The organism is Stenotrophomonas sp. OVS01A (assembly GCF_019969775.1).
Classification (GTDB): domain Bacteria; phylum Pseudomonadota; class Gammaproteobacteria; order Xanthomonadales; family Xanthomonadaceae; genus Stenotrophomonas; species Stenotrophomonas indicatrix.
In genome coordinates, this window is sequence record NZ_JAHXYV010000003.1 from 43,816 (window position 1) to 70,405 (window position 26,590).

At 67.6% G+C, this 26,590-nt stretch carries 23 protein-coding genes; 14 read left to right on the forward strand and 9 right to left on the reverse strand.

Annotated elements, in window-relative coordinates:
* Positions 1-36: 36 nt before the first annotated feature.
* Positions 37-1,809: a DUF885 family protein gene (locus LC407_RS13055; protein ID WP_223482965.1), complete on the forward strand. Its 1,773-nt coding sequence runs from the start codon at positions 37-39 to the stop codon at positions 1,807-1,809.
* 122 nt (positions 1,810-1,931) lie between these two features.
* Here LC407_RS13055 and LC407_RS13060 read toward each other — a convergent pair whose 3' ends face one another.
* From LC407_RS13060 to LC407_RS13080, 5 genes are all read right to left on the reverse strand, one after another.
* The gene (locus LC407_RS13060) at positions 1,932-5,141 is read right to left on the reverse strand and encodes a CusA/CzcA family heavy metal efflux RND transporter (RefSeq protein ID WP_223482966.1); all 3,210 of its coding nucleotides are present in this window, start codon (positions 5,139-5,141) and stop codon (positions 1,932-1,934) included.
* 9 nt (positions 5,142-5,150) lie between these two features.
* Positions 5,151-6,350: an efflux RND transporter periplasmic adaptor subunit gene (locus LC407_RS13065; RefSeq protein ID WP_223482967.1), complete on the reverse strand. Its 1,200-nt coding sequence runs from the start codon at positions 6,348-6,350 to the stop codon at positions 5,151-5,153.
* Positions 6,347-7,600 (reverse strand): TolC family protein, encoded by a 1,254-nt coding sequence (locus LC407_RS13070; RefSeq protein ID WP_059065635.1) that lies wholly within the window; start codon positions 7,598-7,600, stop codon positions 6,347-6,349. The genes LC407_RS13065 and LC407_RS13070 overlap by 4 nt, the downstream gene beginning before the upstream one ends.
* Positions 7,601-7,656: 56 nt before the next feature.
* Positions 7,657-8,001 (reverse strand): hypothetical protein, encoded by a 345-nt coding sequence (locus LC407_RS13075; RefSeq protein ID WP_032976781.1) that lies wholly within the window; start codon positions 7,999-8,001, stop codon positions 7,657-7,659.
* A 242-nt stretch (positions 8,002-8,243) separates the two neighbouring features.
* A complete protein-coding gene (locus LC407_RS13080; protein WP_032976782.1) occupies positions 8,244-8,642 on the reverse strand; it encodes a RidA family protein in 399 nt (132 codons plus the stop codon).
* A 110-nt stretch (positions 8,643-8,752) separates the two neighbouring features.
* On the opposite strand from LC407_RS13080, the gene LC407_RS13085 reads away from it, so the two are divergent.
* A complete protein-coding gene (locus LC407_RS13085) occupies positions 8,753-9,646 on the forward strand; it encodes a LysR family transcriptional regulator (RefSeq protein WP_140228502.1) in 894 nt (297 codons plus the stop codon).
* Here the strand turns inward: LC407_RS13085 and LC407_RS13090 are convergent.
* Positions 9,615-10,847 carry a glycosyltransferase gene (locus LC407_RS13090; RefSeq protein ID WP_223482968.1) on the reverse strand — a complete coding sequence of 411 codons (1,233 nt, stop codon included), beginning with the start codon at positions 10,845-10,847 and terminating at the stop codon, positions 9,615-9,617. The genes LC407_RS13085 and LC407_RS13090 overlap by 32 nt on opposite strands.
* A 203-nt stretch (positions 10,848-11,050) precedes the next feature.
* Here LC407_RS13090 and dnaQ point away from each other — a divergent pair, with 203 nt between their 5' ends.
* The 7 genes from dnaQ to LC407_RS13125 all read left to right on the forward strand — a co-directional run bounded on the left by dnaQ (position 11,051) and on the right by LC407_RS13125 (position 17,910).
* Positions 11,051-11,560, forward strand: a complete 510-nt coding sequence (gene dnaQ, locus LC407_RS13095) for a DNA polymerase III subunit epsilon (protein ID WP_100437082.1) — start codon at positions 11,051-11,053, stop codon at positions 11,558-11,560.
* A gap of 240 nt (positions 11,561-11,800) precedes the next feature.
* Positions 11,801-12,037, forward strand: coding sequence for a 50S ribosomal protein L28 (gene rpmB / locus LC407_RS13100; protein WP_005411638.1), 237 nt, complete (start codon positions 11,801-11,803; stop codon positions 12,035-12,037).
* A 10-nt stretch (positions 12,038-12,047) separates the two neighbouring features.
* On the forward strand, positions 12,048-12,215 hold the full coding sequence (gene rpmG / locus LC407_RS13105) for a 50S ribosomal protein L33 (RefSeq protein ID WP_170272460.1): 168 nt from the start codon (positions 12,048-12,050) through the stop codon (positions 12,213-12,215).
* Positions 12,216-12,419: 204 nt separating this feature from the next.
* A complete protein-coding gene (cls, locus tag LC407_RS13110) occupies positions 12,420-13,838 on the forward strand; it encodes a cardiolipin synthase (protein ID WP_223482969.1) in 1,419 nt (472 codons plus the stop codon).
* A 24-nt stretch (positions 13,839-13,862) separates the two neighbouring features.
* Complete coding sequence (locus tag LC407_RS13115) at positions 13,863-15,284, forward strand: FAD/NAD(P)-binding protein (protein WP_223482970.1); 1,422 nt, start codon at positions 13,863-13,865, stop codon at positions 15,282-15,284.
* A gap of 9 nt (positions 15,285-15,293) precedes the next feature.
* Positions 15,294-17,486, forward strand: a complete 2,193-nt coding sequence (gene uvrD / locus LC407_RS13120; RefSeq protein ID WP_032976788.1) for a DNA helicase II — start codon at positions 15,294-15,296, stop codon at positions 17,484-17,486.
* 97 nt (positions 17,487-17,583) lie between these two features.
* Positions 17,584-17,910, forward strand: coding sequence for a low molecular weight protein tyrosine phosphatase family protein (locus LC407_RS13125; RefSeq protein WP_223482971.1), 327 nt, complete (start codon positions 17,584-17,586; stop codon positions 17,908-17,910).
* A gap of 12 nt (positions 17,911-17,922) precedes the next feature.
* Here LC407_RS13125 and LC407_RS13130 read toward each other — a convergent pair whose 3' ends face one another.
* Entirely contained in the window at positions 17,923-18,549 is a 627-nt protein-coding gene (locus tag LC407_RS13130) for a hypothetical protein (RefSeq protein WP_223482972.1), read from the reverse strand.
* 141 nt (positions 18,550-18,690) lie between these two features.
* Between LC407_RS13130 and LC407_RS13135 the strand changes: the two genes are divergently transcribed.
* Positions 18,691-19,245: a hypothetical protein gene (locus LC407_RS13135; protein WP_033832536.1), complete on the forward strand. Its 555-nt coding sequence runs from the start codon at positions 18,691-18,693 to the stop codon at positions 19,243-19,245.
* 89 nt (positions 19,246-19,334) lie between these two features.
* On the opposite strand, the gene LC407_RS13140 is transcribed toward LC407_RS13135, so the two are convergent.
* The gene (locus LC407_RS13140; protein WP_165780913.1) at positions 19,335-19,493 is read right to left on the reverse strand and encodes a hypothetical protein; all 159 of its coding nucleotides are present in this window, start codon (positions 19,491-19,493) and stop codon (positions 19,335-19,337) included.
* Between the two features lie 78 nt (positions 19,494-19,571).
* The gene (rtcR, locus tag LC407_RS13145) at positions 19,572-21,170 is read right to left on the reverse strand and encodes an RNA repair transcriptional activator RtcR (protein ID WP_317850720.1); all 1,599 of its coding nucleotides are present in this window, start codon (positions 21,168-21,170) and stop codon (positions 19,572-19,574) included.
* A 181-nt stretch (positions 21,171-21,351) separates the two neighbouring features.
* On the opposite strand from rtcR, the gene LC407_RS13150 reads away from it, so the two are divergent.
* The 4 genes from LC407_RS13150 (at position 21,352) to LC407_RS13165 (ending at position 26,391) form a co-directional block, all read left to right on the forward strand.
* A complete protein-coding gene (locus tag LC407_RS13150; protein WP_223482973.1) occupies positions 21,352-22,899 on the forward strand; it encodes a VWA domain-containing protein in 1,548 nt (515 codons plus the stop codon).
* A gap of 528 nt (positions 22,900-23,427) precedes the next feature.
* Positions 23,428-24,654, forward strand: a complete 1,227-nt coding sequence (locus LC407_RS13155; protein ID WP_134833270.1) for an RtcB family protein — start codon at positions 23,428-23,430, stop codon at positions 24,652-24,654.
* 81 nt (positions 24,655-24,735) lie between these two features.
* Positions 24,736-25,752: an RNA 3'-terminal phosphate cyclase gene (gene rtcA, locus LC407_RS13160; RefSeq protein WP_223482974.1), complete on the forward strand. Its 1,017-nt coding sequence runs from the start codon at positions 24,736-24,738 to the stop codon at positions 25,750-25,752.
* Positions 25,753-25,944: 192 nt separating this feature from the next.
* Positions 25,945-26,391 carry a universal stress protein gene (locus LC407_RS13165; RefSeq protein ID WP_025878044.1) on the forward strand — a complete coding sequence of 149 codons (447 nt, stop codon included), beginning with the start codon at positions 25,945-25,947 and terminating at the stop codon, positions 26,389-26,391.
* Positions 26,392-26,590 lie beyond the last annotated feature (199 nt).

Consider the following 26,590-nt stretch of genomic DNA (forward strand, 5'->3'; position numbering starts at 1 on the left):
CATGATCGGGGTCTGCCTTCCCGGGAACCTGTGCTTGTGAAAACCCGTCTTGCCGTAGCCCTGCTGATCGCCCTGTCTGCCCCTGCCGTGGCCCTGGCCGCAGCACCCACCGCCGTCGCGCCGGCCAGCGTGGCTACCGAGTCGCCCGCGGATGCCGCCTTCCGCGCGCTGTACGAGAAGGAATGGAAGTGGCGCCAGCAAGGCGGCGGCGAGGCCAGCGAGGACGAAGACGCGCCGGCCAATGCCACCCGCATGCCCGACGTCGGCCCGGCCGCGCAGCAGGCACGCCTGGAGGTATGGGACGAGACCCTGGCCGCGCTGAAGAAGATCGACCCGAAGACCCTTTCGCCCGACAACCAGGTCAACTACGCGATCTACCGCGACCAGGTGTTCAACCTGGCCGAAGAAGTGCGCCTGCGCGGCTACGAGATGCCGTTCAACGCCGATTCCTCGTTCTGGTCCAACCTGTCCTTCATGGCCCGGCGCGAAATGAAGACCGTGCAGGACTACCAGAACTACATCGCGCGCCTGAATGATGTGCCGCGCTACTTCGACCAGCAGACCGGGAACATGCGTGCCGGCCTGAAGCGCGGCTTCAGCGTGCCGCGTGCGGTGCTCGATGGCCGCGAGGTGTCCATCGCCACTGTCGCCGAACTGAAGGACCCGACCGAATCGCCGTTGTACGCGCCGTTCAAGAAGCTGCCCAACACCGTCCCGGCTGCCGAGCAGGCCAAGCTGCAGGCACAGGCCCGCGCGGCGATCAGCGGCAAGGTGGTGCCGGCGTTCCAGCAACTGCGCACTTTCTTCGTCAACGAATACGTGCCACAGGCGCGTACCACCCTGGCCGCCGAAGCGATGCCTGACGGCAAGGCGTACTACAAGCAGCAGATCCACGAATACACCACGCTGGATCTGTCGCCGGACGAGATCCACCGCATCGGGCTGGATGAAGTGGCACGCATCCAGAAGGAAATGAACGACATCATCAAGCAGGTGAAGTTCAAGGGCAGCTTTGCCGAGTTCCTGACCTTCCTGCGTACCGACCCGCAGTTCTATGCCAAGACGCCGGAAGAACTGCTGTCGCGCGCCGCATGGATCTCCAAGCGCGCCGATGGCCAGCTCGGCAAGTACATGACATTGCCGCGCGCGCGCTTCACCATCGTGCCGGTGCCGCCGGACATCGCGCCGTTCTGGACCGCCGGCCGTGGTGGCATGGGCACCTACTGGCTCAACACCTACAACCTGCCGTCGCGCCCGCTGTACAACCTGCCGGCGTTGACCCTGCACGAATCCGACCCGGGCCATGCACTGCAGGGTGCCATCGCTGCCGAGCAGAAGAACCTGCCGGAGTTCCGCCGCAATGCCTACATCTCCGCCTATGGCGAAGGTTGGGCGCTGTACTGCGAGAAGCTGGGCGTGGAAATGGGCATCTACGAAACCCCGTACGAGGATTTCGGTCGCCTGACCTACGAGATGTGGCGCGCCACGCGCCTGGTGATCGACACTGGCGTGCACAGCAAGGGCTGGAGCCGCGAGCAGGCGCTGGCCTACCTGCGTGACCACACGGCGCTGAGTGAGCACGAAGTGACCACCGAAGTGGATCGCTACATTTCCTGGCCGGGGCAGGCGTTGAGCTACAAGCTCGGCGAGATCGCCATCGTGCGCCTGCGTGCGCAGGCCGAGAAGGAACTGGGCGACAAGTTCGACGTCAAGGGTTTCCACGACACGCTGCTGAAGCAGGGTTCGGTGCCGTTGCCGGTGCTGGAGCAGCAGATCCAGGCGTACATTGCCGAGCGCAAGAAGGCCTGATCGCCGCGCCACCGGGCAGGGCCCGGCGCTACCGGAACGTGCGGTGGTAGCGCCGGGCCATGCCCGGCGAGCGCGAAGCGCGGTAGACGGGGACGAATCACATGATCCGACCCCGTGATCTTTCAGCCCGCCGTCCGCACCTTCGCCACGCGCGCGGCGAAGGTCGGCAGCACCAGCAGGGTCAGCACCGTGGCGGTGATCAGGCCACCGATCACCACCGTCGCCAGCGGCTTCTGCACTTCCGCACCGGAACCACTGGCGATCGCCATCGGAATGAAGCCGACGATGGCCACCAGTGCGGTGGTCAGCACCGCGCGGATACGGCTGGATGCACCGTTGATTGCGGCCATCATCGGCACGTCACCGGCATCCAGGCGCTCGCGGATCGCCTGCATCAGCACCAGGCCGTTGAGCGTGGCCACGCCGGACACGGCGATGAAGCCCACCGCGGCCGACACCGAGAACGGCATGCCGCGCAGCAGCAGGGCGAGGATGCCGCCGACCAGCGCCAGCGGTACGCAGCTGAACACCAGCACCGCTTCCTTGCCGCTGCGCAGGGCCATGAACAGCAGGCTGCCGATCAGCAGGAATACCACTGGCACCACCGTGGCCAGGCGCTTTTCCGCGCGCTGCAGATTCTCGAACTGGCCACCCCAGGTCAGGTACGCACCGGGCGGCAGTGCCACGTCGGCCACGGCGGCCTGTGCTTGGCCAACGAATCCGCCGAGGTCGCGGCCGCGCACGTTGGCCTGCACCACCACCCGGCGGCTGCCGTTGTTGCGGCTGATCTGGTTCGGCCCTTCGCTGACGCTGATGCGTGCCACCGAGGACAGCGGAATCACCACGCCGGCCGGCGTGGCGATCGGCAGCGAGGCCAGCTGATCCGGGTCGTTGCGTGCGCTGTCATCCAGACGCACCACCACATCGAAGCGACGGTCGCCCTCGAAGATCTTGCCGGCTGCCGTGCCGCCGATGCCGGTGGACAGCGCATCGCTGACGTCGGCGGCGGTCAGCCCGTACTGCGCTGCCGCTACATGGTCGATCTTGACGTTGAGCGTGGGCAGGCCGGAAATCTGCTCCACCCGCACATCGGCCGCGCCCTCCACCGCGCGCAGCTTCAGCGCCACCTGGTCGGCCACCTTCTGCAGCTGGCTGAAGTCATCGCCGAAGATCATCACTGCCAGGTCGGTGCGTACGCCGGAAATCAGCTCGTTGAAACGCAGCTCGATCGGCTGGCTGAACTCGAAGCTGTTGCCCAGCTGCTGGCCGGCCAGTTCTTCGAAGCGGGCCACCAGCGCCTCCTTGCCCAGCGTCGGATCGGGCCAGTCCGCACGTGGCTTGAGCACGATCACGCTGTCGGAGATGTTGGTCGGCATCGGGTCGATTGCCGCTTCGGCGGTGCCGGTACGCGAGAACACCGTTTCCACTTCCGGTTGCTGGGCGATGGCCTTCTCCAGTGCCAGCTGCATCGCCAGCGACTGCTCCAGCGAAGTAGACGGGACGCGCAGTGCCTGCATCGCCACGTTGCCTTCATCCAGGGTAGGCATGAATTCGCGGCCGAGCAGGCCGAACGAACCAATGCCCACCAGCAGCATCAACGCTGCACCGGCGATCACTGCGCGCGGCCGCGCGACGGCCTGGCGGATGATCGGCTCGATGCGTGCACGCAGCACGCGGATCAGCTTCGTTTCGTGCTGGCCATCATCACTGTGTGCCTCGCCTTCCTTCGGCTTGGGCTCGCGCACCATCAGCGCGGCCATTGCCGGCACGAAGGTGAAGGAGAAGATGAAGGCACCCACCAGGGCCAGCATGAACGTGGCGGCCATCGGGTGGAACGTCTTGCCCTCCACCCCTTCCAGGGTGAGGATCGGTGCGAACACCAGCAGGATGATCAGCTGGCCGAACGCTGCCGGGCGCGCCATCTTTCGCGCCGAATCGGCCGCTACGCGCAGGCGTTCCATCGCGGTCAACGCACGGCCCAGTTCGGCACGACGCTGGCCCAGCATCAGCAGCGTCGACTCGATCACGATCACCGCGCCGTCCACCAGGATGCCGAAGTCCAGCGCACCCAGGCTCATCAGGTTGCCACTGATGCCGAAGCGGTTCATGCCGATCACCGCGAACAGGAACGACAGCGGGATCACCAGTGCGGTGATCGTCGCCGCGCGCAGGTTGCCGAGCAGCAGGAACAGCACCACCACCACCAGCAGCGCGCCCTCGGTGAGGTTCCTGGCCACGGTCTTGATGGTGGAATTGACCAGCACGCTGCGGTCCAGCACCGGCGCGGCCACGATGTCCGCCGGCAGCGAAGCATTCACCTGCTGCAGCCGTGTGGCGGCCGCCTGGGCCACGGTGCGGCTGTTGCCGCCGGCGATCATCAGCGCGGTACCGAGCACGGCTTCATGGCCGTTGCGGCTGGCCGCTCCCAGGCGCGGTGCGCGGCTTAGGCCGACATCGGCCACATCGGCCACCCGCACCACCACGCCGTTGCGGGTGGCTACCGGCGCCTGTGCCAGATCGTCGGTGGTCAGTGCCAGACCGTCGGCACGCACCACCAGGCCTTCGCCGGCGCGCTGCACGAAGCCGGCACCGGCCTGCACGTTGGAGCGCTGCAGGGCCGTCACCAGATCAGCCAGGCCCAGGCCATGCGCGGCCAACCGCGCGCCGTCCGGATGCACGCCGTATTCCTTCACGTAGCCACCGACGGTGTCCACGCCCGCCAGCCCGGGGCTGGAGCGCATCTGCGGCGCGATGATCCAGTCCTGCACGGTGCGCAGGTAGGTGGCGCGTTCTTCCGGCGTGCGCAGCAGGTTGCCTTCCGGCGTGCGGTAGACCTCGCCGGCCTGCCAGCCAGCTTCACCGGGCTTGGCCAGCTTCGCAGGGTCGAACGCGGTGAAGTCCACCGTCCACATCAACACCTCGCCGAGGCCGGTGGTGACCGGCGACAGAATCGGCGAGGCACCCTCGGGCAGCGCTTCGGCGGCCTCGCGCATGCGTTCGGCCACCTGCTGGCGGGCGAAGTAGATATCGGTGGCATCGGTGAAGATCGCGGTGACCTGCGAGAAGCCATTGCGCGACAGCGAACGGGTGGTGGTCAGGCCGGGGATGCCGGCCAGCGCGGTTTCCAGCGGATAGGTCACCTGCCGCTCGATCTGCTCGGGCGTCAGTGCCGGTGCCACCGTATTGATCTGCACCTGGCGGTTGGTGATGTCCGGTACCGCATCGATCGGCAGCTTGCCGAGCTGGAACAGGCCCACGGCGGCAACGAGTGCAGCCAGGGCCACGACCAGCCAGCGGTGGCGTACCGCGGTTTCAATGATGAGCTTGAACATGGAAGGTCCTCAGTGCCCGTGCTCGGCTTCGCCCTTGGCCAGTTCGGCCTTGAGCAGGAACGCGTTGGCGCCGACGATGCGTTCGTCGCCGTTCAAGCCGCCGAGAATCTCGATGCGGTCACCGGCACGTCGGCCGGCCAGTACCGGCTGCACCTTGAAGCCGCCCTGGACGGCGACGAATACCGCGCTGCTGCCGCCGACGTTCTGTACTGCATCAGCCGGCACGCTCAACGCGCCGTCCTTGCCGTCGGTGACCACCACCGCCGACACCGGCGAACCGGCCGGTGGCAATGCGGCATCCACCGGCATGGCACGGATCACCGCCACGCCACCCTGCTGGCGCACATCGGCGGCCGAACCGGTGACGGTGGCACTGAAGCTGCCGCCCGGCACGGTCACTTCCAGCGTCATGCCCGGCGTGACCTGCGCGGCCAGCGCCGGTGGCGCGGTGAACACCAGCTCGTTCATCGACGGATCGGCGACGTCGGCCACCGGGCTGCCGGCCGCCACCACGCCGCCGGGCGTGACCTGCACGTTGCCGACGATGCCGGCCACCGGGCTGGTGACGCGCACGCGGCCGCTGCTGTCGGGCGAACCGCTGGCGGCGGCCTGTGCCTGCGCGGCAGCGGCCTGCGCCTGCGCCGCCAGCGAGCGCGCGCGTGAGGTTTCCAGTTCCTGGCGAGCGACCACGCCCTGTTCGACCAGTGCCTTGTCGCGGCCGTGGGCCAAGCGCGCCGCCTCGGCCTCCGCGGCGGCGGCAACCGCATTGGCGCGGAACACCGCCGCCTCGCCACTGACCACGATCGCCAGCGTCTGGTTCTGCTTCACTGCCGTGCCCGGTGCGACCAGCACGCGCTCCACGCGACCGGTCACGGTGGAAGCGACCGAGGCACGTGCACCGATCGACGGTTCCACCCGGCCGGACAGCCGCGTCGAACCACCGCCGCCGCGGCCGACGGCCACCACGTCGATGCCGGATGCCTCGATCTGCTCTGGCGTCAGCTGCACCACGCCTTCATCGGCATCTGCTGCGTTGCCGGTTTCGGCCTTGGCGTCGGTGCTGTCGGCGGCGTGGCCATGGCCATCGTCGGCCGTTGCCTTGCCGGCGGGCTCCGAGACTGCCGGGGCCTGTGTGTTACCAGAACAACCGGCCAGCAATGCAGTCAGCAACAAGCCGCCAACCAGCGGGAAAGAACGGGACAGGTTCATCGGGCCTCCACAAAGGGTGCGCGCCCTTCGAGGCGGGCGAGATCGATTTCCGCGCCAACGCGCGACAGGCGCGCGTCCACAGCGGTGCCGCGGGCGGCGATGAGGGCACTGCGGGTGCTGCGCAGTTCCAGCTGCGAGATGCGCCCGGCGTCGAAGCCGATGCGCGCCAGCCGATAGGCTTCCTCGGCGGCGACCACACTTTCGTCGGCGGCGCGGGTGCGGCTGCCGGCGGCCTTCAGGCCCGCCACCGCCGACAAGCGTTCGGCTTCGCTGTCGCGCCGCTGCTGGTCCAAGCGCGCTTCGGCCGCGCGCTGTTCGGCACTGGCGGCGCGGATGCCACCACGATTGCGGTCGAACAACGGGATCGAGAGACTGACGCCGAGCGTGTAGGCCTGTTCGCGGTCCTCGCGGAAACGCGTCTGCGCGGCGGTAACGCTGAGGTCGGGCAGGGCGCGCTTGCGCTCGACGTCGACCAGACGACCGGCCGCATCAACTTCGGCTTCGGCCACACGCACGGCCAGAGCCACATCGGTGGCGCCACGCGGTGCTGGCGGTGCGCGATCGAGCAGACTGTTGTCGATGGTCTGCACCGGTGCATCCAGCAGGGCCGCACCGGCCAGGCGGGCCAGCGCGGCGTCGCGGAAGGCCTGCGCCTCATCCAGCGCGGCGCTGGCATTGGCCACTTCACTCTGTGCCTGCACGGCACGCAACTGTGGCTCGCGGCCATGCTTGACCATGGCGGTGACCGCCGCCGCATCGTCGCGGGTGAGGCTCAGCGCTTCTTCGGCCAGCGTGTAGCGACGCAGGGCGCTTTCCGCCTGTGCGTAGATCGCCGCCAACTGGCTGGCGACATCGCTGCGGCTCTGCGAACCCCGCAGGGCAGCGGCCTGTGCCTCGGCGCGGGCGGCGCGGACGCGCGCGCCGCGCTGGCCCCAGACCTCCAGAGGCTGGGACAGGGTAAGCACGGTGTCGGCCCGGCCCATGCCGCCGTAGGAGCCTGTGCCCCAAGCGTTTTCGGCGGACCAGGAAAGGGATGGATTGGGCAGCGCCCGGGCCTGGTCGGCGCGGGCGTCGGCCGCCTCGGCCAATGCCGCGCCGACGCGGGCGCCGGGCAGCTGGTCCAGGCGTTCAAGCAGGGTGTCGTACGAAGGTGCGGCTTGTGCGGCGACCTGTGCGGCGGGGATCAGGCCCAGCAGCACGGCGACGACCAGCCCGGCCGCGCGCGGCGACCGACGTGTCAGGATCGACATAGGGGGATTCCGGTTGTGAGTGAAACGGGAGCCCGCGATTGCGGGACGCGCTCAACTCACGCCCGGGGAGGACGTGCCAGTTCGTCCTGGGCGACCGCATAGGTCGCCGCATCGCCTGCATTCGTCCAGCGCGCCGGTTGCGGCGTGCCAAAGGCGGCGAAGGTGCTCGCCGGCAGGCTCAGGTTGGAGTGGTGGCAGTGGTTGTGGCTGCAGGCAGCGGCGTGCTTGCCGTCGTTGTCAGTGTCACCGTCGGCATCTTCGGCACCGGCTTCCACATGCACCACGGTGCTGTCGTGCGGTTCCACCGCACACGCCAGCACATCAGCCACCGGCACGACCACGAATGCCGCCATCAGCAGCATCAGCAGGGTCGAACGAAGGTGGCGGGCGATCCGGCGCATGGAGGGGAGGCTAGCAAGCGGTTTTCGGTGGATACAATATCAATGACCACCTCGGGAATTCGTCGGAACCTCCCGTTCAGGTGCGGGGTACGCCACTGGATGCCGCCTTCCGCTCTGGTAGGTGCCGAGCTTGGTCGGCATGCCTTTCGACGCCCAGCCTGCGATCCCAGGTAGTGCCGGCCGCTGGCCGGCAACCTCATGAGCGCAGGCAATCGCCCGCCGTTGCCGGCCAGCGGCCGGCACTACCTGTCCGCAGGCAGCTTGGCGATCACCTTGATCTCGAACTGGAACCCATACAGCCAGGTCACGCCGATGCCGGTCAGGGTCGGGTGCGGCGCTTGGCCCCAGTACTCGGGCACGATCGCCCAGGCCTTTTCGAAGTTGGTTTCCGGGTCGACCAGGAACACGGTGACGTCGATCACGTCATCGAACGTGCAGCCGGCCGCGGCCAGCACCGCGTTGAGATTGTCGAAAGCGCGGCGTACCTGCGCTTCGAAGTCCGGTTCGGGCGAGCCATCCTCGCGGCTGCCGACCTGGCCGGAAACGAACAGGAAGCCATTCGATCGAATCGCCGGTGAATAGCGGTTTCGCTCGTACAGCGCCTGCCGGCCAGCGGGAAAGACAACATCACGGTGGGACATGGGACGGATTCCAGACGGGAGCGGACCATCCTCCCCGCTGTCGCTGTCTGGATAAACCGTGATGATCGGTCTAGATTAATTGCAAATTCCAAACAATCACAGCCACGGCCATGGACCGTTTCGAAGCGATGCGCGCGTTCGCCCGGGTGGTGGAGACCGGCAGCTTCACCCGCGCCGCGCACACCCTGCAGCTCAGCCGCACCACGGTCACCCAGCTGGTGCAGCAGCTGGAGGCGCATCTGCGGTTGCGGCTGCTCAACCGCACCACGCGCCGGGTCAGCGTCACTGCCGATGGCGCGGCGTATTACCCGCGCATCGCTCGCCTGCTGGCCGAGCTGGAAGAGGTCGAAGGGGGGCTGGGCGAGGCCGCCGCACAACCGCGCGGGCGCCTGCGCGTCGACGTGCCGGGGCCGTATGCGCGCCTGCGGCTGGTGCCGGCATTGCCGGATTTCCAGGCGCGCTATCCGGAGATCCAGCTGGACATCGGCGTCAGCGACCGCGAGGTCGATGTCATCGCCGACAACGTCGATTGCGTGATCCGTGGTGGCGCGCCTGCCGATCCCGCGCTGGTGGCACGACCGCTGGCGCGCCTGCCGATCGGCTTCCATGCCAGCCCGGGCTATGTGCAGCGGTTCGGTGTGCCGGAACACCCGCGCGCGCTGGAAGGGCCGGACCACCACACGGTCGGTTTTCTCAGCCCACGCAGTGGCCGCGCCCGCGTGTTCACCGCGCAGCGTGGCGCCGAGCGCGTCGAGGTGCAGGGGCGCTATTCAATCGGCTTCGACGATGGCAACGCCTATCTGGCCGCTGGCCTGGCCGGCCTCGGCGTGGTCGCGCTGCCCAGCTACATGGCCGAACCGCATGTGGCGCGCGGCGAGCTGCTGCCCGTGCTGCACGATTGGCAGCTGCCGCCGATGCCGATGCACGTGATGTTCCCGCCGAACCGGCACATGAGCCAGCGGCTGCGGGTGTTCATTGATTGGGTGGTGGAGACGTTGGGCTGAGCCACCGCTCGAGTGCGGCCACGCCGCATGCCACTCCATCCTCGTTCGCCATTGCAGCGCCCAGCGCGGCCGCCCGTGCGCGTGTATCGGCATGCTCGGCGAACGCCAGTGCATCCGCCAACACGTTCGGCTGCAACCGCTTGGGTGACAGTGGCGCCGGTGCCACGCCCAGGTGCTGCAGTCGATCGGCCCAGAAGAACTGGTCGGCGGCGAACGGCATCACCATCGACGGTATGCCGGCGCGGCATGCCGAATGCGTGGTGCCGCTGCCGCCGTGGTGGATCGCCAGTGCGCAGCGCGGCAACAACGCTTCATGCGGGGTCGGGCCGATCACCCGTACCGAGTCGGGCAGCGTCATGTCGGGCACGCCGACCCAACCGGGAAACAGCAGCACGCGGCGCGGCGCCAGCGCCGACAACAGCGCCGGCAGCACACGTTCGCGCTCGAAGCCGGTCATGCTGCCGAAGCCCAGATAGACCGGCGGCGGTCCTGCATCGAGGAAAGCCTGCAGTTCGCACGACGGATGCCACGGCGCAGCAGGGGCCGACCATTGGCCGCACACGAGGTGGTCGGCCGGCCAGTCCGAAGGCGGTGGCAGCAGCTGCGGCGAGATGCCGTACAGCATTGGCAAGCCGGTCCAGAGCGAGCGTCGTGGCGGCTGCCCGGCGTGCTGGCGGGCCGTGTTGATCGGGCCGCGGAACTGTCGCCAGATCAGGCCGTTGACCAGGCCATAGCTGGCCCGGTTCAACCAGCCCGGCGAGCGTCCGGGCGGCAGGAAGGGCGAGCGGAACGCGCGCGTCGGCGTCAGCGGGATCATGCCGGCGCCGATCACCGGAAGGCCGCGACGCTCGCCGACGCTCATGCCGACGAACGCAGCCAGGCCACCAGTCAGGATCGCATCGCAGCCGTCGGCTGCAGCATCGGCCTGGCGCATCCAACCGGCGACGTGTTGCAGCGCCATCCGTGCCAGCCCGGTGCTGGCGGCGGCAACGCCATTGCCGCGTGAGACCAGCGCCACCACTTCGTCGTGGATGTCGCCTTCCAGCGCGGCGTGCGGGACGCCCAAGGCCTTCGCGCTGTCGAGGGTGCCGCCGTCGGCCAGCAGCATGACCTCGTGACCGGCCGCGATCAGCCCATGGCAGAGCATGACCAGCGGGCGCGTATCGCCTTCGGTGCCGTAGGTGAGGGCCAGCAGTCGCATTGGAGCCTCCGCAGTGAATCACCAGTATGCCGACATCGCTGTGTTCGTCCGCGCTCCTGCCGACGCACCGCGTGGGACAATCCCGCCTCATCTGCCCCCGCCGCACGGGGCGCGCGCAACAGGATCCAGCACCGCATGACCGCACTGCCATCTCTACCGTCCCTTGTCTGCCGCATGCCGGCCGCTGCATACCGGCGTGCGCCGTGAGCCGCGTCGTCGCACTGGACACCGAAACCACCGGTATCTCGCATCGCCTGGGCCATCGGGTGATTGAAATCGGGGCGGTGGAACTGGTCGATGGACAACTCAGCGGCCGCCAGTTCCACACCTACCTGCAGCCGCAGCGGAAGGTGGACTGGGGCGCGCAGCGCGTGCACGGCATCAGCGATGCAATGCTGGTGGGCAAGCCGCTGTTTGCGAGCAAGGCCGCCGAACTGCTGGAGTTCCTGCGTGGCAGCGAGATGGTCGCGCACAACGCCACCTTCGATGTCGGCTTCCTCGACAACGAGCTGCGCCTGGCCGGCATCGCCGAAGGGCTGGCACAGCACTGCCGCGTGACCTGCAGCCTGAAGCTGGCCCGCAGCCGTTGGCCGGGCATGCCCAACAAGCTCGACGATGTGCTGCAGCGCCTGCGTATTCCCGGCACCCGCGGCCTGCATGGCGCACTGAAGGATGCCCACCTGCTGGCCCAGGTGGTGCCGCACCTGCGCTGAGGGCAGGGCGCCGCCATCACGTTCAGGCGTGGCCTGTGGGTAAGTTGCGCAAGGTCTTGATTGCGTGCATAATGCGCGGCTCGCTGTGTCCGGTTTCGTGCCGGGCGGCGCCCCCGGGAGCACGTCCCCGGCCGCCCAACGTCAGCGTAACCCTTTGATTCTCTTGACGTGTGGTGGGCAACCACCGAGGCCGCCGTCCCCCGGGCTACGGGGAGACACAACTTACTATCGAGGTGCGCCATGTCCCGCGTATGCCAGGTTTCCGGCAAGCGAGTGCAGACGGGTAACAACGTCTCGCACGCCAACAACAAGACCCGTCGTCGTTTCCTGCCGAATCTGCACGAGCGCCGCTTCTGGGTTGCCAGCGAGAACCGCTGGGTGAAGCTTCGTGTTTCCGCGCATGCACTGCGCACCATCGACAAGAACGGTATCGATTCCGTTCTGGCTGAGCTGCGTGCGCGCGGCGAAAAGGTCTGAGGAGTAGACGATCATGGCAGGCAAGCGCGATAAGGTCCGTATGATTTCGACCGCTGGTACCGGTCACTTCTACACGACCGACAAGAACAAGAAGAACACCCCGGGGAAGATGGAATTCTCCAAGTACGATCCGGTCGTGCGCAAGCACGTCCCGTACAAGGAAGGCAAGATCAAGTAATCCGCAAGGATTGCGGGTCGCTTCCGAAAAAACCCGCCCTCGTGGCGGGTTTTTTTGTGCCCCCGCCCCCGGTAGGTGTCGACCTTGGTCGACACGTTCCGACCCCGTGGGTGCCGACCGTTGGTTGGCACGCTGTGCCCAGCGCCGCTCGACTCTACCCACCCCGCTGGGCAGAATGGCCCACACCTCCCAACGGGCGACGCGATGCTGTTCGAGTGGCTGCTGGGCTCGTACCTGCTGTTGATCGACTGGCTGATCCGGCTGGTGGCGCTGTGCTGGATCCCCACCCGCACCACGCCGGGCGCGGCGCGCAGCTGGCTGCTGCTGGTCGGCTTCGTGCCGCTGCTGGGCCTGCCGCTGTACCTGTTGTTCGGGCACCCGTGGCTGTCGCGCGAGCGCATCCGCCGGCAGGCCGAGGCCTCGCAGGTGATCCGCGAGGAGCAGGCGCTGCAGCGCCGCCTGCGCTGGACGCCGCAGCCCGATTCGGCCAGCGCCGAAGTGGTGCCGCTGGTGCAGCGCCAAGGCGATTTCATGCCGGTGCACGGCAACGCGATCGACCTGCTGACCGACTATGACGAATCACTGCACAACCTGATCGCCGACATCGACCAGGCCCAGGACCGGGTGCACCTGCTGTACTACCTGATGTTCGATGACACCGTGGGCGAGGCCATCGTCGAAGCCCTGCAGCGTGCCGCAGCGCGCGGCGTGCAGTGCCGCGTGCTGCTGGATGCAGTGGGCGCGAAGCGGGGCCTGCGCGCATACAGCAAGCGGCTGCGGTCACGTGACATCGAAGTGCGCGCGATGCTGCCCGGCGGCCTGCGCTGGCGCCGCAGCGGGCGCATGGACCTGCGCAACCATCGCAAGATCGCAGTGATCGACAACGAAGTGGGCTATGTCGGTTCGCAGAACCTGGCGCGCCCTGAATTCGTTGCCGGCCACCCCAACCGCGAGCTGGTGGCGCGCGTGCGCGGGCCTGCGGTGGCGCACCTTGAAGCGGTGTTCGCCAGCGACTGGTACATCGAAAGCGGGCAGCGCCTGGAGGTCATCGCCGACGTGCCGGTGTGCAGCGAGGACATCGCCACCCAGCTGCTGCCCAGTGGCCCGGCCTACCCGTACAGCAACGCGCGCGATGCGGTGGCCGCGCTGATCCATCTTGCCCGGCGCCGGCTGGTGATGGTCACGCCCTACTTCGTGCCCGACGAAGCAACGCTGAGTGCACTGCGCATCGCCGCGCTGTCCGGCGTGCAGGTGCAGCTGATCCTGTCGGCCAGCAACAACCAGCGGCTGACCTCGTGGGCGCAGGAGGCCTACTACGATGAGCTGCTGCGCTGCGGGGTGCAGATCGCGCTGTACGAGCCGCAGTTCCTGCATGCCAAGCACATGAGCGTGGATGAGGACATCGCCGTGCTCGGGTCGATCAACATGGATATCCGCTCGTTCGCGCTGAATGCCGAAATCGGCCTGATCTGCTACGACCGCCAACTGGTCACGCAGTTGTGTGCCATCGAGGACGACTATCTGCGCCAGTCGCGCCTGCTGGACCTGGAGCAGTGGCGCAAGCGTCCCGCGTGGCTGCGCAGCCGCGAGGGCATCGCGCGCCTGGCCGATGCCTTGATGTAGGCCAGCGCCAGCCGGGCAGGGCCGATGGCCTACAATCGGCGCATGACTGATTCACCGCGTAGTGGCGAACTGGACCTGGCGATCATCGGTGGTGGTGCGGCCGGGGTGCTGGTGGCGATCCAGGTGTTGCGCCAGGCCCAGGCACCGCTGGCACTGGCCATTTTCGAACCTGCCTCGCAGCTGGCACAGGGCATTGCCTATGCCACGCCGTGGCCGGAGCACCTGCTGAACGTGCCGGCGGCGAAGATGAGCGCCTTTGCCGACCAGCCCGGCGACTTCCTCGATTTCCTGCAGGCCGCCAACGCGTACCCGGGCGAGGCGCGCGAAGTGCTGGGCGAACGCTATGTGTGTCGCCACTACTTCGCTGCCTACCTGCAGCAGCGCCTGCGCGAGGCCGAAGCGGCCGGTGCGGCGCGATTGCAGATCGTGGCCCAGCCGGTGTTGGCGTTGCATCCGGATGACCACGGTTACCAGCTGCAGCTGGGCGATGGCCAAACACTGCATGCAGCGCAGGTGGTGATCGCCACCGGCAACAGCATGCGGCCGCTGCCGGTGGACGGCGCCGATGCGTTGCCCGCCGATGACGTGGTCGAGGCCTGGGATTACGACGGCGTACGCACGCTGGCCAGTGACCATGCCCTGGCCATCGTCGGCTCCGGGCTGAGCATGGCCGACACCGTGCTGGCGTTGGTGGCCGGCGGCCATAGCGGACCGCTGCACGTGATCTCGCGCCACGGGCTGCTGCCATTGCCGCACGCCCACGGCGGTCTGCCGGCGTTCGACCCGCAGGAGCTGCTGACGATGAGCCTGCGCCAGCGCCTGCACGCGCTGCGCCAGCACGCGCGCAAGGCACAGGTCGACGGCATGCCCTGGCAGGGCGTGATGGATCGCATCCGCCCGCACGGCCAAGCGCTGTGGCAGAGCATGGACGCCGCCGACCAGCGCCGCTTCCTGCGCCACGTGGTGCGCTACTGGGACGTGCACCGCCATCGCATTGCTGAACCGGTGGCCGAGCAGTTGCAGGCGCTGCAGGCCAGCGGCCAGCTGCGCGTTCACCGCGCCCGCCTGCAGCGCGTGTGGCGCGACGGTGATGCCCTGCGGCTGTCGGGCCGCGAGGCGGGCGGCGGCAACGTGCAGTGGACGATCGCTGCGGTGGTCAATGCCACCGGTGTGGAGACCCGCGCCTCGGCACTGCGCAATCCCTTGCTGCAGCAACTGCAGGCCGATGGCCTGGCCCGCTCCGGGCCGCATGGGCTGGGCCTGGACAGCAGTGTGCCGGGCGACCGGTTGTGTGCAGCGGGTGGCCAGCCACAGGCGCGCCTGGGGGTACTCGGCAGCCTACGCATCGGCAGCCTGTGGGAAAGCCTGGCGGTGCCTGAACTGCGTCAGCAGGCGCAGGCACTTGCCACGCAGGTGGTCGCAGGAGCTGCGACGTCGATGCCGTAAAATGGAGGCATGGATGTCTCCCACTTGCTTGATGGCCTGAACCCGGCCCAGCGCGAAGCCGTCTCCGCTCCCCTCGGTCACCACCTGGTGCTGGCCGGTGCCGGGTCGGGCAAGACGCGCGTACTCACCCACCGCATTGCCTGGCTGCATGAAGTCGAAGGCGTGCCGACCCACGGCATTTTCGCGGTGACCTTCACCAACAAGGCCGCCGGCGAAATGCGCCATCGCATCGACGCGCAGCTGCCGCATGGCAGTCGCGGCATGTGGATCGGCACCTTCCACGGCCTGGCCAACCGCCTGCTGCGCCTGCACTGGCAGGATGCCAAGCTGCCTGAAGGCTTCCAGGTGATGGATTCGGACGACCAGCTGCGGCTGGTCAAGCGCGTGGTACAGGCGCTGGAGCTGGATGACGGCAAGTACCCGCCCAAGCAGATTGCCTGGTGGATCAACGCGCAGAAGGATGAGGGCCGCCGCCCGCAGCACATCCAGCCCGAGCCGAACGATGCGTGGCTGGAAACCATGCGCCAGGCCTACGCCGAGTACCAGGCGCGGTGTGACCGTGCCGGCCTGGTCGATTTCGCCGAGCTGCTGCTGCGCGCGCACGAACTGCTGCGCGACAATCCGCCGTTGCTGTCGCACTACCGCGCGCGGTTCCGCGAGATCCTGGTGGACGAATTCCAGGATACCAACGCCATCCAGTACGCCTTCGTGCGCGTGCTGGCCGGGCACGAGGGCCACGTGTTCGTGGTCGGTGATGACGACCAGGCCATCTACGGCTGGCGCGGTGCCAAGGTCGAGAACGTGCAGGGCTTCCTGCGCGATTTCCCGGGCGCGCAGACCATCCGCCTGGAGCAGAACTACCGTTCCACCGCCAACATCCTCAGTGCCGCCAACGCGGTGATCGCGCACAACCCGGACCGCATCGGCAAGCAGCTGTGGACCGACAGTGGTGACGGCGAGCCGATCGACCTGTACGCGGCGTACAACGAGATGGACGAGGCGCGCTACATCGTCGAGCGCGCACGGCAGTGGGTGCGCGACGGCGGCAGCTACACCGAAGTGGCCGTGCTCTACCGCAGCAACGCGCAGTCGCGCGCGCTGGAAGAAGCGCTGCTGAGCGAACAGGTGCCGTACCGCGTGTATGGCGGCATGCGCTTCTTCGAGCGCGCCGAAGTGAAGGATGCGCTGGCCTACCTGCGCCTGCTGTCCAACCGCAACGACGACGCTGCATTCGAGCGCGCGGTGAATACGCCCACGCGTGGCATCGGTGACCGCACGCTGGACGAAGTGCGCCGCGAAGCGCGCGCCCAGGGCATCTCGCTGTGGGAAGCCACCATGCTGGTGACCCAGGGCAGCGCACTGGCGGCACGAGCCCGCAATGCGCTGGCCGGCTTCCTGGTGCTGGTCAACGAACTGCAGGCGCAGACCCTGCAGATGACCCTGGCCGAGCGCGTGGACCATGTGCTGGTGCGCTCGCAGCTGCGCGAGCACTGGAGCAAGGAAAGCCGCAACGCGCTGGACTCGGAATCGCGCACCGACAACCTCGACGAACTGGTGTCGGTGGCCTCGCGCTTCGTGCGCCGTGCCGACGACATCGAGGAAGTGGGCGAGGACATGGACGAGCTGGTCGCGTTCCTGGCCTACGCGGCGCTGGAGGCCGGTGAGGGCCAGGCGCAGGCTGGCGAGGAAGGCGTGCAGCTGATGACGCTGCACTCGGCCAAGGGCCTGGAATTCCCGCTGGTGTTCCTGGCCGGCGTGGAAGAGGGGCTGTTCCCCAGTGCACGGTCGCTGGAGGAAAGCGGGCGGCTGGAAGAAGAGCGTCGGCTGGCCTACGTCGGCATCACCCGCGCGCGGCAGAAGCTGGTGCTCAGCTACGCCGAATCGCGGCGCATCCACGGCCAGGACAACTACAGCCTGCCTTCGCGTTTCCTGCGCGAGATCCCGCGCGAGCTGCTGCACGAAGTGCGGCCGAAGGTGCAGGTGTCGCGGCCGGCGTCGATGGGCGCAAGCCGGGTGATGGGACACGCCGCCATCGAAACGCCGCCGATCAAGCTGGGTGCGCTGGTCAACCATCCCAAGTTCGGCGAAGGCATGGTGACCGACTACGAAGGCAACGGTGCCCACGCACGCGTGCAGATCGAGTTCGCCGACGCCGGCAGCAAGTGGCTGGTGATGGCGTATGCCAACCTGACGGTGATCTGATCACCGCCGGGGTCGGATCCCTCCCGTAGGAGGGCTCTGACCCCGACGCGATGGAAAGCAGCCGAGCACGGGCTCGGCTCTACAAAGGCGAGTGCTCATGACCCGCAACCTGCTCTTCCTCTGCAGCCAGAACCGCCTGCGCAGCCCGACGGCCGAGCAGGTGTTCGCCGATTGGCCGGGCGTCGAAACCGCCTCGGCCGGGTTGCTCGCCGACGCCGAGGAAGTGCTCAGCCCCGAGCTGCTGCAATGGGCCGATCTGGTGTTCGTGATGGAGCGGGCGCACCGCAACCGGCTTTCCAGCCGCTACAAGGCATGGTTGAACGGCAAGCGGGTGATCTGCCTGGATATTCCCGATGACTACGAGTACATGGACCCGGTGCTGGTGGAACTGCTCAAGCGCAAAGTGATCCCGTTCCTGCGCTGACCCGGGCGGCGATCAGTCCTGCGCCTGCGGTTGCGCGGCCGTGTCCTGTTCGGACATCGACTGCTGCAGGCTGCTGCTGAAGCTCTTCACCGCGCGTTCCAGGGCGATCTCCCAGTTCTCCCGCGAGGCTACCTGGAAGATGTTTGCGCCATGGCCGGTAGTCGTGAAGGTGCGCGTCTGGCCATCCTTGCGTGCCGTCACCTGTACCGCGATGTCTGCAAGCATCTGCTGGGTGTACGTCGCGGCGCGCCAAACATTCACCGGAGCACTTACCGAAAAATCGTTCAGCGTGGGGTCCAGATGCGTACACGATGCCTCGCACTTGTCGGCAGTCCTGTAACCCATGTTGCGCAGCGCTTGGATCATGATCTCGCGTGCCTTGTCCGGGGCTGTGGACGTTTCGAGCTCCACCAGCACGCCATTGCCGGCACGGATGACACCACCGATGTTCTTCGCACGCGCCGCCGATTGCACCTGCGGGAAGTACTGGGGGCGGTTGTCACGCACCGGGGCCACCACCACCACCGGGCCCTGCTCCGGGTTCACCCGGATGTCCGGCACGTTCACGCGCACCACTTCGGTGCGGATGCCACAGCCGGTGAGCAACAGCAGCAGTGCCAGCGTAATGATCGACTTCATGTATTCCCCCTGTTGGAATGGTGTCCTTGCGCCGCGCATTATCGCTTGCACATCGCCTGAAAGGACGAGGCGCCGATGCCGCAAAGCAGCCGGGCATGGCACGGCTCTACAATGGCGGCCACATCTCCCAGGAACGCCCTCATGACCGAACCCACGCTGCATGTCACCGTGAAGTTGAACGCCAGGCTGCAGCCCGAGCATCGCCATGAGCTGTTCGAGGATCCGCTGGACGCGCTGTTGCAGGCGGCCGAGCTGGGCGGGATCACCGGAGGCGGTACTGCGATGTCCGACGAGGGCGAAGTCGAGTACGGCGATATCGAAGTGGCACTGGTCGATGCCGCGGGCGTGCCGAAGCTGGTCGACCTGCTGGAGCAGCTGGGGGCACCGAAGGGTTCGCAGGTGCAGGGCGCAGGCGAGGCCGACCGCAGCTTCGGCGTGACCGAAGGCCTGGGCATCTACCTGGATGGCCTGACCCTGCCGGACGAGGTGTACGAGCAGTGCGATTCGAACCACGTATTCGAACAGCTGTCCGAGCGCATCGATGGCCTGGGCGAGATCTGCAGCTGGTGGCAGGGCCCGAGCGAGACCGCGCTGTACATGTACGGCCAGTCGTTCGAGGCGATGCGTGAGGCGATCGCCGAGTTCGTCGGCAGCTACCCGCTGTGCCAGAACGCACGCGTGGTGCAGATCGCCTGAAGCTGCGGTTTCGGGTGTAGCAGGCCGGCTGCTCCAGGTGCCGGGATAGCGGCGGCTGCCGGCCAGCGGCCGGCACTACCGGAGCGCGGTCAGCGTGCCGGCTGCGCGGCCGCAGCCTGCTGAGCGTTGTCGGCCTTGGCCAGTGATTTGCCGAACTGGTAGCCACCCACGAGCAGGACGAAGGCAGCGACACAGGCCAGCACGATGATCAGGCCGGTTTTGGAAGTCGAGCGGGGGCGGTCCTGCATGGGAAATCTCCGTTCAGGTAGGGGGTCGCAGCCGGAGCATGCGCCGTGACCGGTGCACGCGCAAGCCGGGCCGTGGCGCTACCGGGCCGGCCCCCGCACCTGCTCCCAGTCCAGCCCGAACTTCGCCAGGTACTTGCGCAGGCGGTCGGCGTCGTTGGTGCTGGCGCGCTGCGTGCGCGAGACCGCAAACAACTCGCGCCCGGCGGCGGACAGCGACTTCGAGCGTGCACAGACCCGCACCACTTCTTCCAGCTGCACGCGGTCGAAACGGTCCAGCGCGTCCACGGCCTCGCCCAGCAGGGCATCCAGTGGAGACGGCGCATCGCCGCCGCGCCACTGTGCCCGCAGGCGCGCGATCTCGTCCTCCACGCCCTCGATCTGGATGCGCCCGGCGCTGGCCAACGTGGCCAGGCGCATGATCGACGCGCCCAGGTCGCGGAAGTTGCCACGCCACGCCGCTTCCGGGCTGGTGGCGAATGCGAGATAGCGCGTGCGCGCCTCGGTGTTGAAGCGCACCCGCGCGTGCTGGTCCAGCGACCAGCGCTCCAGCTCGAACTCGATGTTCGGCTCGATGTCTTCCATGCGCTGCGCCAGCCCGGGCAGGTGGTACGTCCACAGGTTGAGGCGCGCCAGCAGGTCTTCGCGGAAGCGGCCTTCCAGCACCGACTGCTGCAGATCGCGGTTGGTGCCGGCGATCAGCTGGAAATCGCTCTCCACTTCGCGGTCACTGCCGACCGGCAGGAAGCGCTTCTCTTCCAGCGCCCGCAGCAGAATCGCCTGTTCGTCCTGGCCGAGTTCGCCGATCTCGTCCAGGAACAGCAGCCCCTGGTGCGCTGAGCGCAGCAGGCCGGCACGGTCGCTGGAAGCGCCGGTGTAGGCGCCTTTGGTGTGACCGAACAGGGTGCTCATCGCACCGTCGCCGCGCAGCGTGGCGCAGTTCACTTCGACGAAGCGACCGGGCAGCTGGTGCTTGAGCTTCTTCAGCTCGAACACGCGCTTGGCCAGCTGGCTCTTGCCGGCGCCGGTCGGTCCCATCAGCAGCATCGGCGCACGTGAGCGGGTGGCCACCGTTTCGATCTGCTCGATCATGCGGTTGAAGGCGGCGTTGCGGGTGGCGATGCCGCCCTTCAGCAGGTCGCGATCCAGCAGCTGCTGCTGGGCGAAGCGCTGGGCGATGTGGTCGTAGCGCGACAGGTCCAGGTCGATGATCGCGTACGTGCCGGCGGCACCGTCCTGCTTGCGCGGTGGCGAGGTCTGCAGCAGCCGTCCGGGGAAATGACGGCTCTCGGTCAACAGGAACCAGCAGATCTGCGCGACGTGCGTGCCGGTGGTGATGTGGACGTAGTAGTCCTCCTCCTCCGGCTGGAACGGGTAGCGCGCGAGAAAGTCGTGCAGGGAGGCGTAGACCCCCTCGAATTCCCATGGATCAGCCAGGTAGGTGTCGTGACGCTGCACGCTGATGCCCGGCGCGGCCTGCGCCAGGTCCTCGCAGACCACGCGCGCCAGCTTGCTGTAGCGGCGCTCATCCAGCAGCAGCTCGATGCGGTCGGGCAGGAAATCCTCATGCATGCCCAGCGAAACGGTCGGGCGCCACTTCTGCCAGCGGCCCGGACCCTCGCCTGCGTCGAGCTGGGTGCCCAGCATGCCGAATACCACCTGCCGACGCGCCATATCCATGCCTATAAAAGATGCGCAGGAAATATATATCTTTTCGCCGGTGTCCGCTGGGCAGGATGGCCTTCTTCTATTGAAATAACTTCAAAATCAATAGCATGCGATGGTTTCGCAAAAGTTGGCACGGCCATTGCTCTATATCCGGCAAGACACGACGCGGGCTGTTCCCGCCGAGGACATCAGCATGGCCAACCTTTCGCTCTTCTCCTGGATGCGCACGCCGCAGCCGCCGCAGGCAGACACCGTCAATGAAGCCGGTGGCCTGGCCTACCGCCGCGACCCGCGTGCGGCGCTGGCGCTGTATGCGGCCACCGGGTGCCTGAACAACACCTTCTACAGCGACGCCGAGGCACAGCTGCAGCAGGTGCTGGCGCTGACCGCGCAGGTCGAGCCGCGCTTCATCGCCCGTACCGCCCTGTACGCCCGCCAGGTCGCACACATGAAGGACATGCCGGCGCTGCTGCTGGCGGTGCTGAGCCTGCGCGACCCGGAGGCGTTCGCCCTGGTTTTCCCGCGGGTGATCGACAACGGCCGCCAGCTGCGCACCTTCGTGCAGATCATGCGCAGCGGCCAGGTGGGGCGCCGCTCGCTGGGCTCGCTGCCCAAGCGCAGGGTGCGTGAGTGGATCCAGCAGGCGTCGGCGGAAACGCTGGTGCGTGCGGCGATCGGCCAGCAGCCGTCGCTGGCCGATGTGATCCGCATGGTGCACCCGAAGCCGGCCAACGCCGAGCGCAAGGCGCTGTATGCATGGATCATCGGTCGTCCCTACGACGAGGCGCAGCTGCCGGCAGTGGTGCAGGCGTACGAGGCGTTCAAGCGTGACCCGCGCGGACTGCCGCCGGACCTGCCGTTCCAGTACTACAGCACGCTGCCGCTGGACGCGGCGCAGTGGTCGGCACTGGCCCGCAATGCATCGTGGCAGTCGATGCGGATGAACCTCAACACGTTCGCCCGCCATGGCGTGTTCGACGATCCGGCGATGGTGCAGGTGATCGCAGAGCGCCTGCGTGATCCGCAGCAGGTGTGTCGTGCCCGCGTACTGCCCTACCAGCTGCTGATGGCCTTCCACGCCGGCGGTGGCTTGCCGGCGCCGATCCTGGAAGCGTTGCAGGACGCGATGGAGATCGCCACGGCGTCGGCCCCGGCATTGCCCGGGCGGGTGGTGGTGGCGGTTGACGTGTCCGGTTCCATGCAGTCGCCGGTAACCGGCTACCGCAAGGGCTCCAGCACGGCGGCGCGCTGCGTGGACGTGGCGGCGCTGGTTGCAGCCTGCGTGCTGCGCGGCCAGCCGCAGGCCAAGGTGTTGCCGTTCGATACCGAGGTGCGCCACGTGCGCCTGAACCCGCGCGACAGCGTGATGACGTTGGCCCGCCAGCTGGCCATCAACGGCGGTGGTACGTCGGTCAGCGCGCCGCTGCACTACCTCAACCTGCGGCGCGAGCCGGTGGACCTGGTGGTGCTGGTGTCGGACAACGAAAGTTGGCGTGACACCCGCCAGGGCGGCCAGACGGCCACGATGCTGCAGTGGGATGCATTGAAGCGTCGCTGCCCACAGGCGCGGCTGGTGTGCATCGACCTGCAGCCGGTGGCCAGCAGCCAGACCGTGCAGCGCGGTGACGTGCTGCACATCGGTGGCTTCAGCGATGCGGTGTTCGACCTGATGGCGCAGTACGCCGCTGCCGCCGAGGACGGCAGCAGCTGGGTCGAGCGCATCCAGGACATGGCGTTGTAAGGCGGCAGGGAGGCCGCACGGACCGCCCGGCTGGCAATGGGGCCAGCCGGGCAGGGCCAGGAATTCGTTTTCGCGGTGAATGCTGGTGGAACTACATTGGTTGTCCCTTCGGGGTCGGGTTCGAGTCCCGCGTTTCCTGCCTGTCGTGAGGAAGCAGACGTTCCACCTCCCTTGTCACCGCACTTTTTCAAACGGCACCGGCAACGGTGCCACCGCTTCAATGCCGGCAGCGCGAATGCCGGAGGAACTACAGCCCCTTAAGCTCCAGGTCGCGGGTTCGACTCCCGCCTGCCACGGCAACGCGGCAGTAGCTCAGTGGTAGAGCAGGATGTTCCTCCAGATTCTTGTCGTGCTGCCGGCACCTTCGCTTTCGTTGCGCGGGGAATGCAGGTGGAACTACATCGGAAGCCCTTCGGGGTCGGGTTCAAGTCCCGGCCGTCCTCCGCGGCAACGCGGGTGACGGAATGTTCCACCCCCTTTGTCACCGCACCTTCTTTGTTTTTGCTTTGGATGAAAGGAAACATCACCATGACCACCCTCAATTACGACGTGATCCAGCAGCCGGGCGCTGCACCGATCAAGCTGTGGACCCGCGGCGTGCCGCTGGAAGACCAGGCGCGCGAGCAGCTGCAGAACATCGCCAAGCTGCCCTTCATCCACAAGTGGATCTCGGTGATGCCCGACGTGCACCTGGGCAAGGGCGCGACCGTGGGTTCGGTGGTGCCGACCATCGGCGCGATCATTCCTGCAGCGGTGGGCGTGGACATCGGCTGCGGCATGATCGCGGTGCGCACCACGCTGGTTGCCAGCGACCTGCCGGACAACCTGTCGGCGGTGCGCAGCGCGATCGAGCGGGCGGTGCCGCACGGCCGCAGCGTCACCCGCGGGGGCCGTGACAAGGGCAGTTGGGACACGCCGCCCGAACTGGCGGTGGAAGGCTGGGCGCAGCTGGTGGATGACTTCGCACTGATCTGCGAGCGTCACCCGCGCCTGAAGAACACCAACAACCTCAAGCACCTGGGAACGCTGGGTACCGGCAACCACTTCGTCGAGGTCTGCCTGGACCAGGAGCAGCGCGTGTGGTTCATGCTGCACTCCGGTTCGCGTGGCGTAGGCAATGCCATCGGCACCTACTTCATCGAGCTGGCCAAGCAGGAAATGCGCCGCTGGATGATCAACCTGCCCGACCAGGACCTGGCCTACCTGCCCGAGGGCAGCCAGCACTACGGCGACTATGTGTTCGCGGTGGACTGGGCGCAGCGTTTCGCACGCATGAACCGCGAGGTGATGATGCGCAACGTGGTGGCCGCGGTGCGCACGGTGATCAGCAAGCCGTTCGAGGCCGAGGCCGAGGCGGTGAACTGCCACCACAACTACGTGAACCGCGAGACCCACTTCGGCAAGGAAGTGATGCTGACCCGCAAGGGCGCGGTGAGTGCGCGCAAGGGCGAACTGGGCATCATTCCGGGCAGCATGGGGGCCAAGAGCTTCATCGTGCGTGGCCTCGGCAACGAGGACAGCTTCCACAGCTGCAGCCACGGTGCCGGCCGCGTGATGAGCCGTACCCAGGCACGCAAGCTGATCACGGTGGATGACCACGCCAAGGCCACCGCGCACGTGGAGTGCCGCAAGGATGCGGAGGTGGTGGATGAATCGCCGGCGGCCTACAAGCCGATCGAGGCGGTGATGGAGGCCCAGCGCGATCTGGTCGAGATCGTGCACACGCTGCGCCAGGTGGTGTGCGTGAAGGGATGAGGCAACCCGTGCGCGGCGTACACTGCGCCGCGCACGGCAGCAAGGCCCGGCATCGAACAACGGGCACGGAGGAACAGACAGATGGACATGATTGAACTGGATGGCGGGCACGGAGGCGGACAGCTGCTGCGCTCGGCACTGACCCTGAGCCTGTGCGCCGGCACCGGCTTCACGCTGCACAACATCCGCGCGATCCGGCGCAAGCCGGGGTTGATGCGCCAGCACCTGACCGCGGTGAACGCTGCGGCGCGGGTCGGCAACGCCTGCGTGCACGGTGCAGAACTGGGCGCTACCTCGCTGCGTTTCGAGCCGGGGCGGGTGAGCGCCGGCACCTACCACTTCGCGACCGGCAGCGCCGGCTCGGCCACGCTGGTGCTGCAGACCGTACTACCCGCGCTGTGGCGCGCGCAGGGGCCGTCGCAGCTGCGCCTGGAAGGCGGTACCCACAATCCGCTGGCACCCAGCGCGGATTTCATCGCGCAAAGCTATCTGCCGGCGCTGGGCCGGATGGGCGTGCAGGCGTCGATGCAGCTGCTGCAGCACGGTTTCCATCCAGCCGGTGGCGGCGTGATGGAGGTGCAGGTGCAGCCGTGCGCGGCGTTGCAGCCGCCGTCGTTGGAGGTGCGTGCACCGTTGCAGGCGATCGAGGCACAGGTGCTGATGTCCGGCCTGTCCAGCGGCATCGGCCTGCGCGAACTGCAGGTACTGGCCGAGACGCTGGGCGTGGACCCGCACCCGCGCAACGTGCAGTCGATACGGCCGGCGCTGGGACCGGGCAATGTCGCCCTGGTGCGCGTGCGTCATGGTGATCACGTGGAGGTGTTCAGCGGCCACGGCGAGCGCAGTGTCTCCGCCGAGCAGGTCGGGGCGCGCCTGGCCGGGCAGGTCAAGCAGTATCTGGACGGGACCGGTGCTGTTGGCGAGTACCTGTCCGACCAGTTGCTGCTGCCGATGGCGCTGGCAGGCGGCGGCGCGTTCACCACCCACGTGCTGAGCGATCACCTGGTCAGCAATGCGCGGTTGATCGAGAAGTTCCTGCCGGTGGAATTCGATTGGCAGCCGCACGACGGTGGCTGGCGGGTGACGGTGCAGGCCTGAGTGCCCGCCGGGCGTGGCCCGGCGCTACCGGAGCATCCCAGCCGTCTGTCGATCCTGGGCGCGTCGGCCGATCATGCCGCGCTGCGCAGGCATCGCTGCGCGCTGCCGGATTGATCCTGCGCAAGGCACGATCTCCACACAGGCTGTGTAATGGTGTCGTTCCCACTGGCTGGATCACCGCGGAGCCCCACCATGTACAAGCGCATCCTGATCGCCACCGATGGCTCGGAGCTGGCCGACAAGGGCCTGGCCAAGGGCCTGGAGCTGGCCAAGGACCTCAACGCCGAGGTCGACATCGTCACCGTCTCCGAGCCTTGGGCCGTCGGCATGTACGACGCCATGGGCTGGAGCGTGGGCTACATGAACAGCCCGGAGTACAAGGCCGACCGCGAGGAAGGCGCGCAGAAGGTGCTGCAGCCGGCCCTGGCCAAGGCGGCCGAGCAGGGCATCACCGCCAATCCGGTGCATGTGCTGGACCGCTACGCGGCCGACGGCATCATCGAGACGGCGGGCCAGCGCAACAGCGATCTGATCGTAATGACCTCGCACGGCCGCCGCGGCGTCACCCGCGTGCTGCTGGGCAGCCAGACCGCCGAGGTGCTGGCGCGCAGCACGCTGCCGGTGCTGGTCATCCGCTGATACGGAAGCGTTCCCGGGGAGGGGACCCGACGCCGGCCGCAGGATGCGCGCCGGCGTTGTTTTTTATCGGCGGCCCGAAGAGCATCCACGCATGGCGTGGATCTACTCCAGTTCACCGTCAAAGGTCCACGCCATGCGTGGATGGGGCCACCGCAATGCCAGTAGATCCACGCTATGCGTGGATAGGGCCACCGCAATG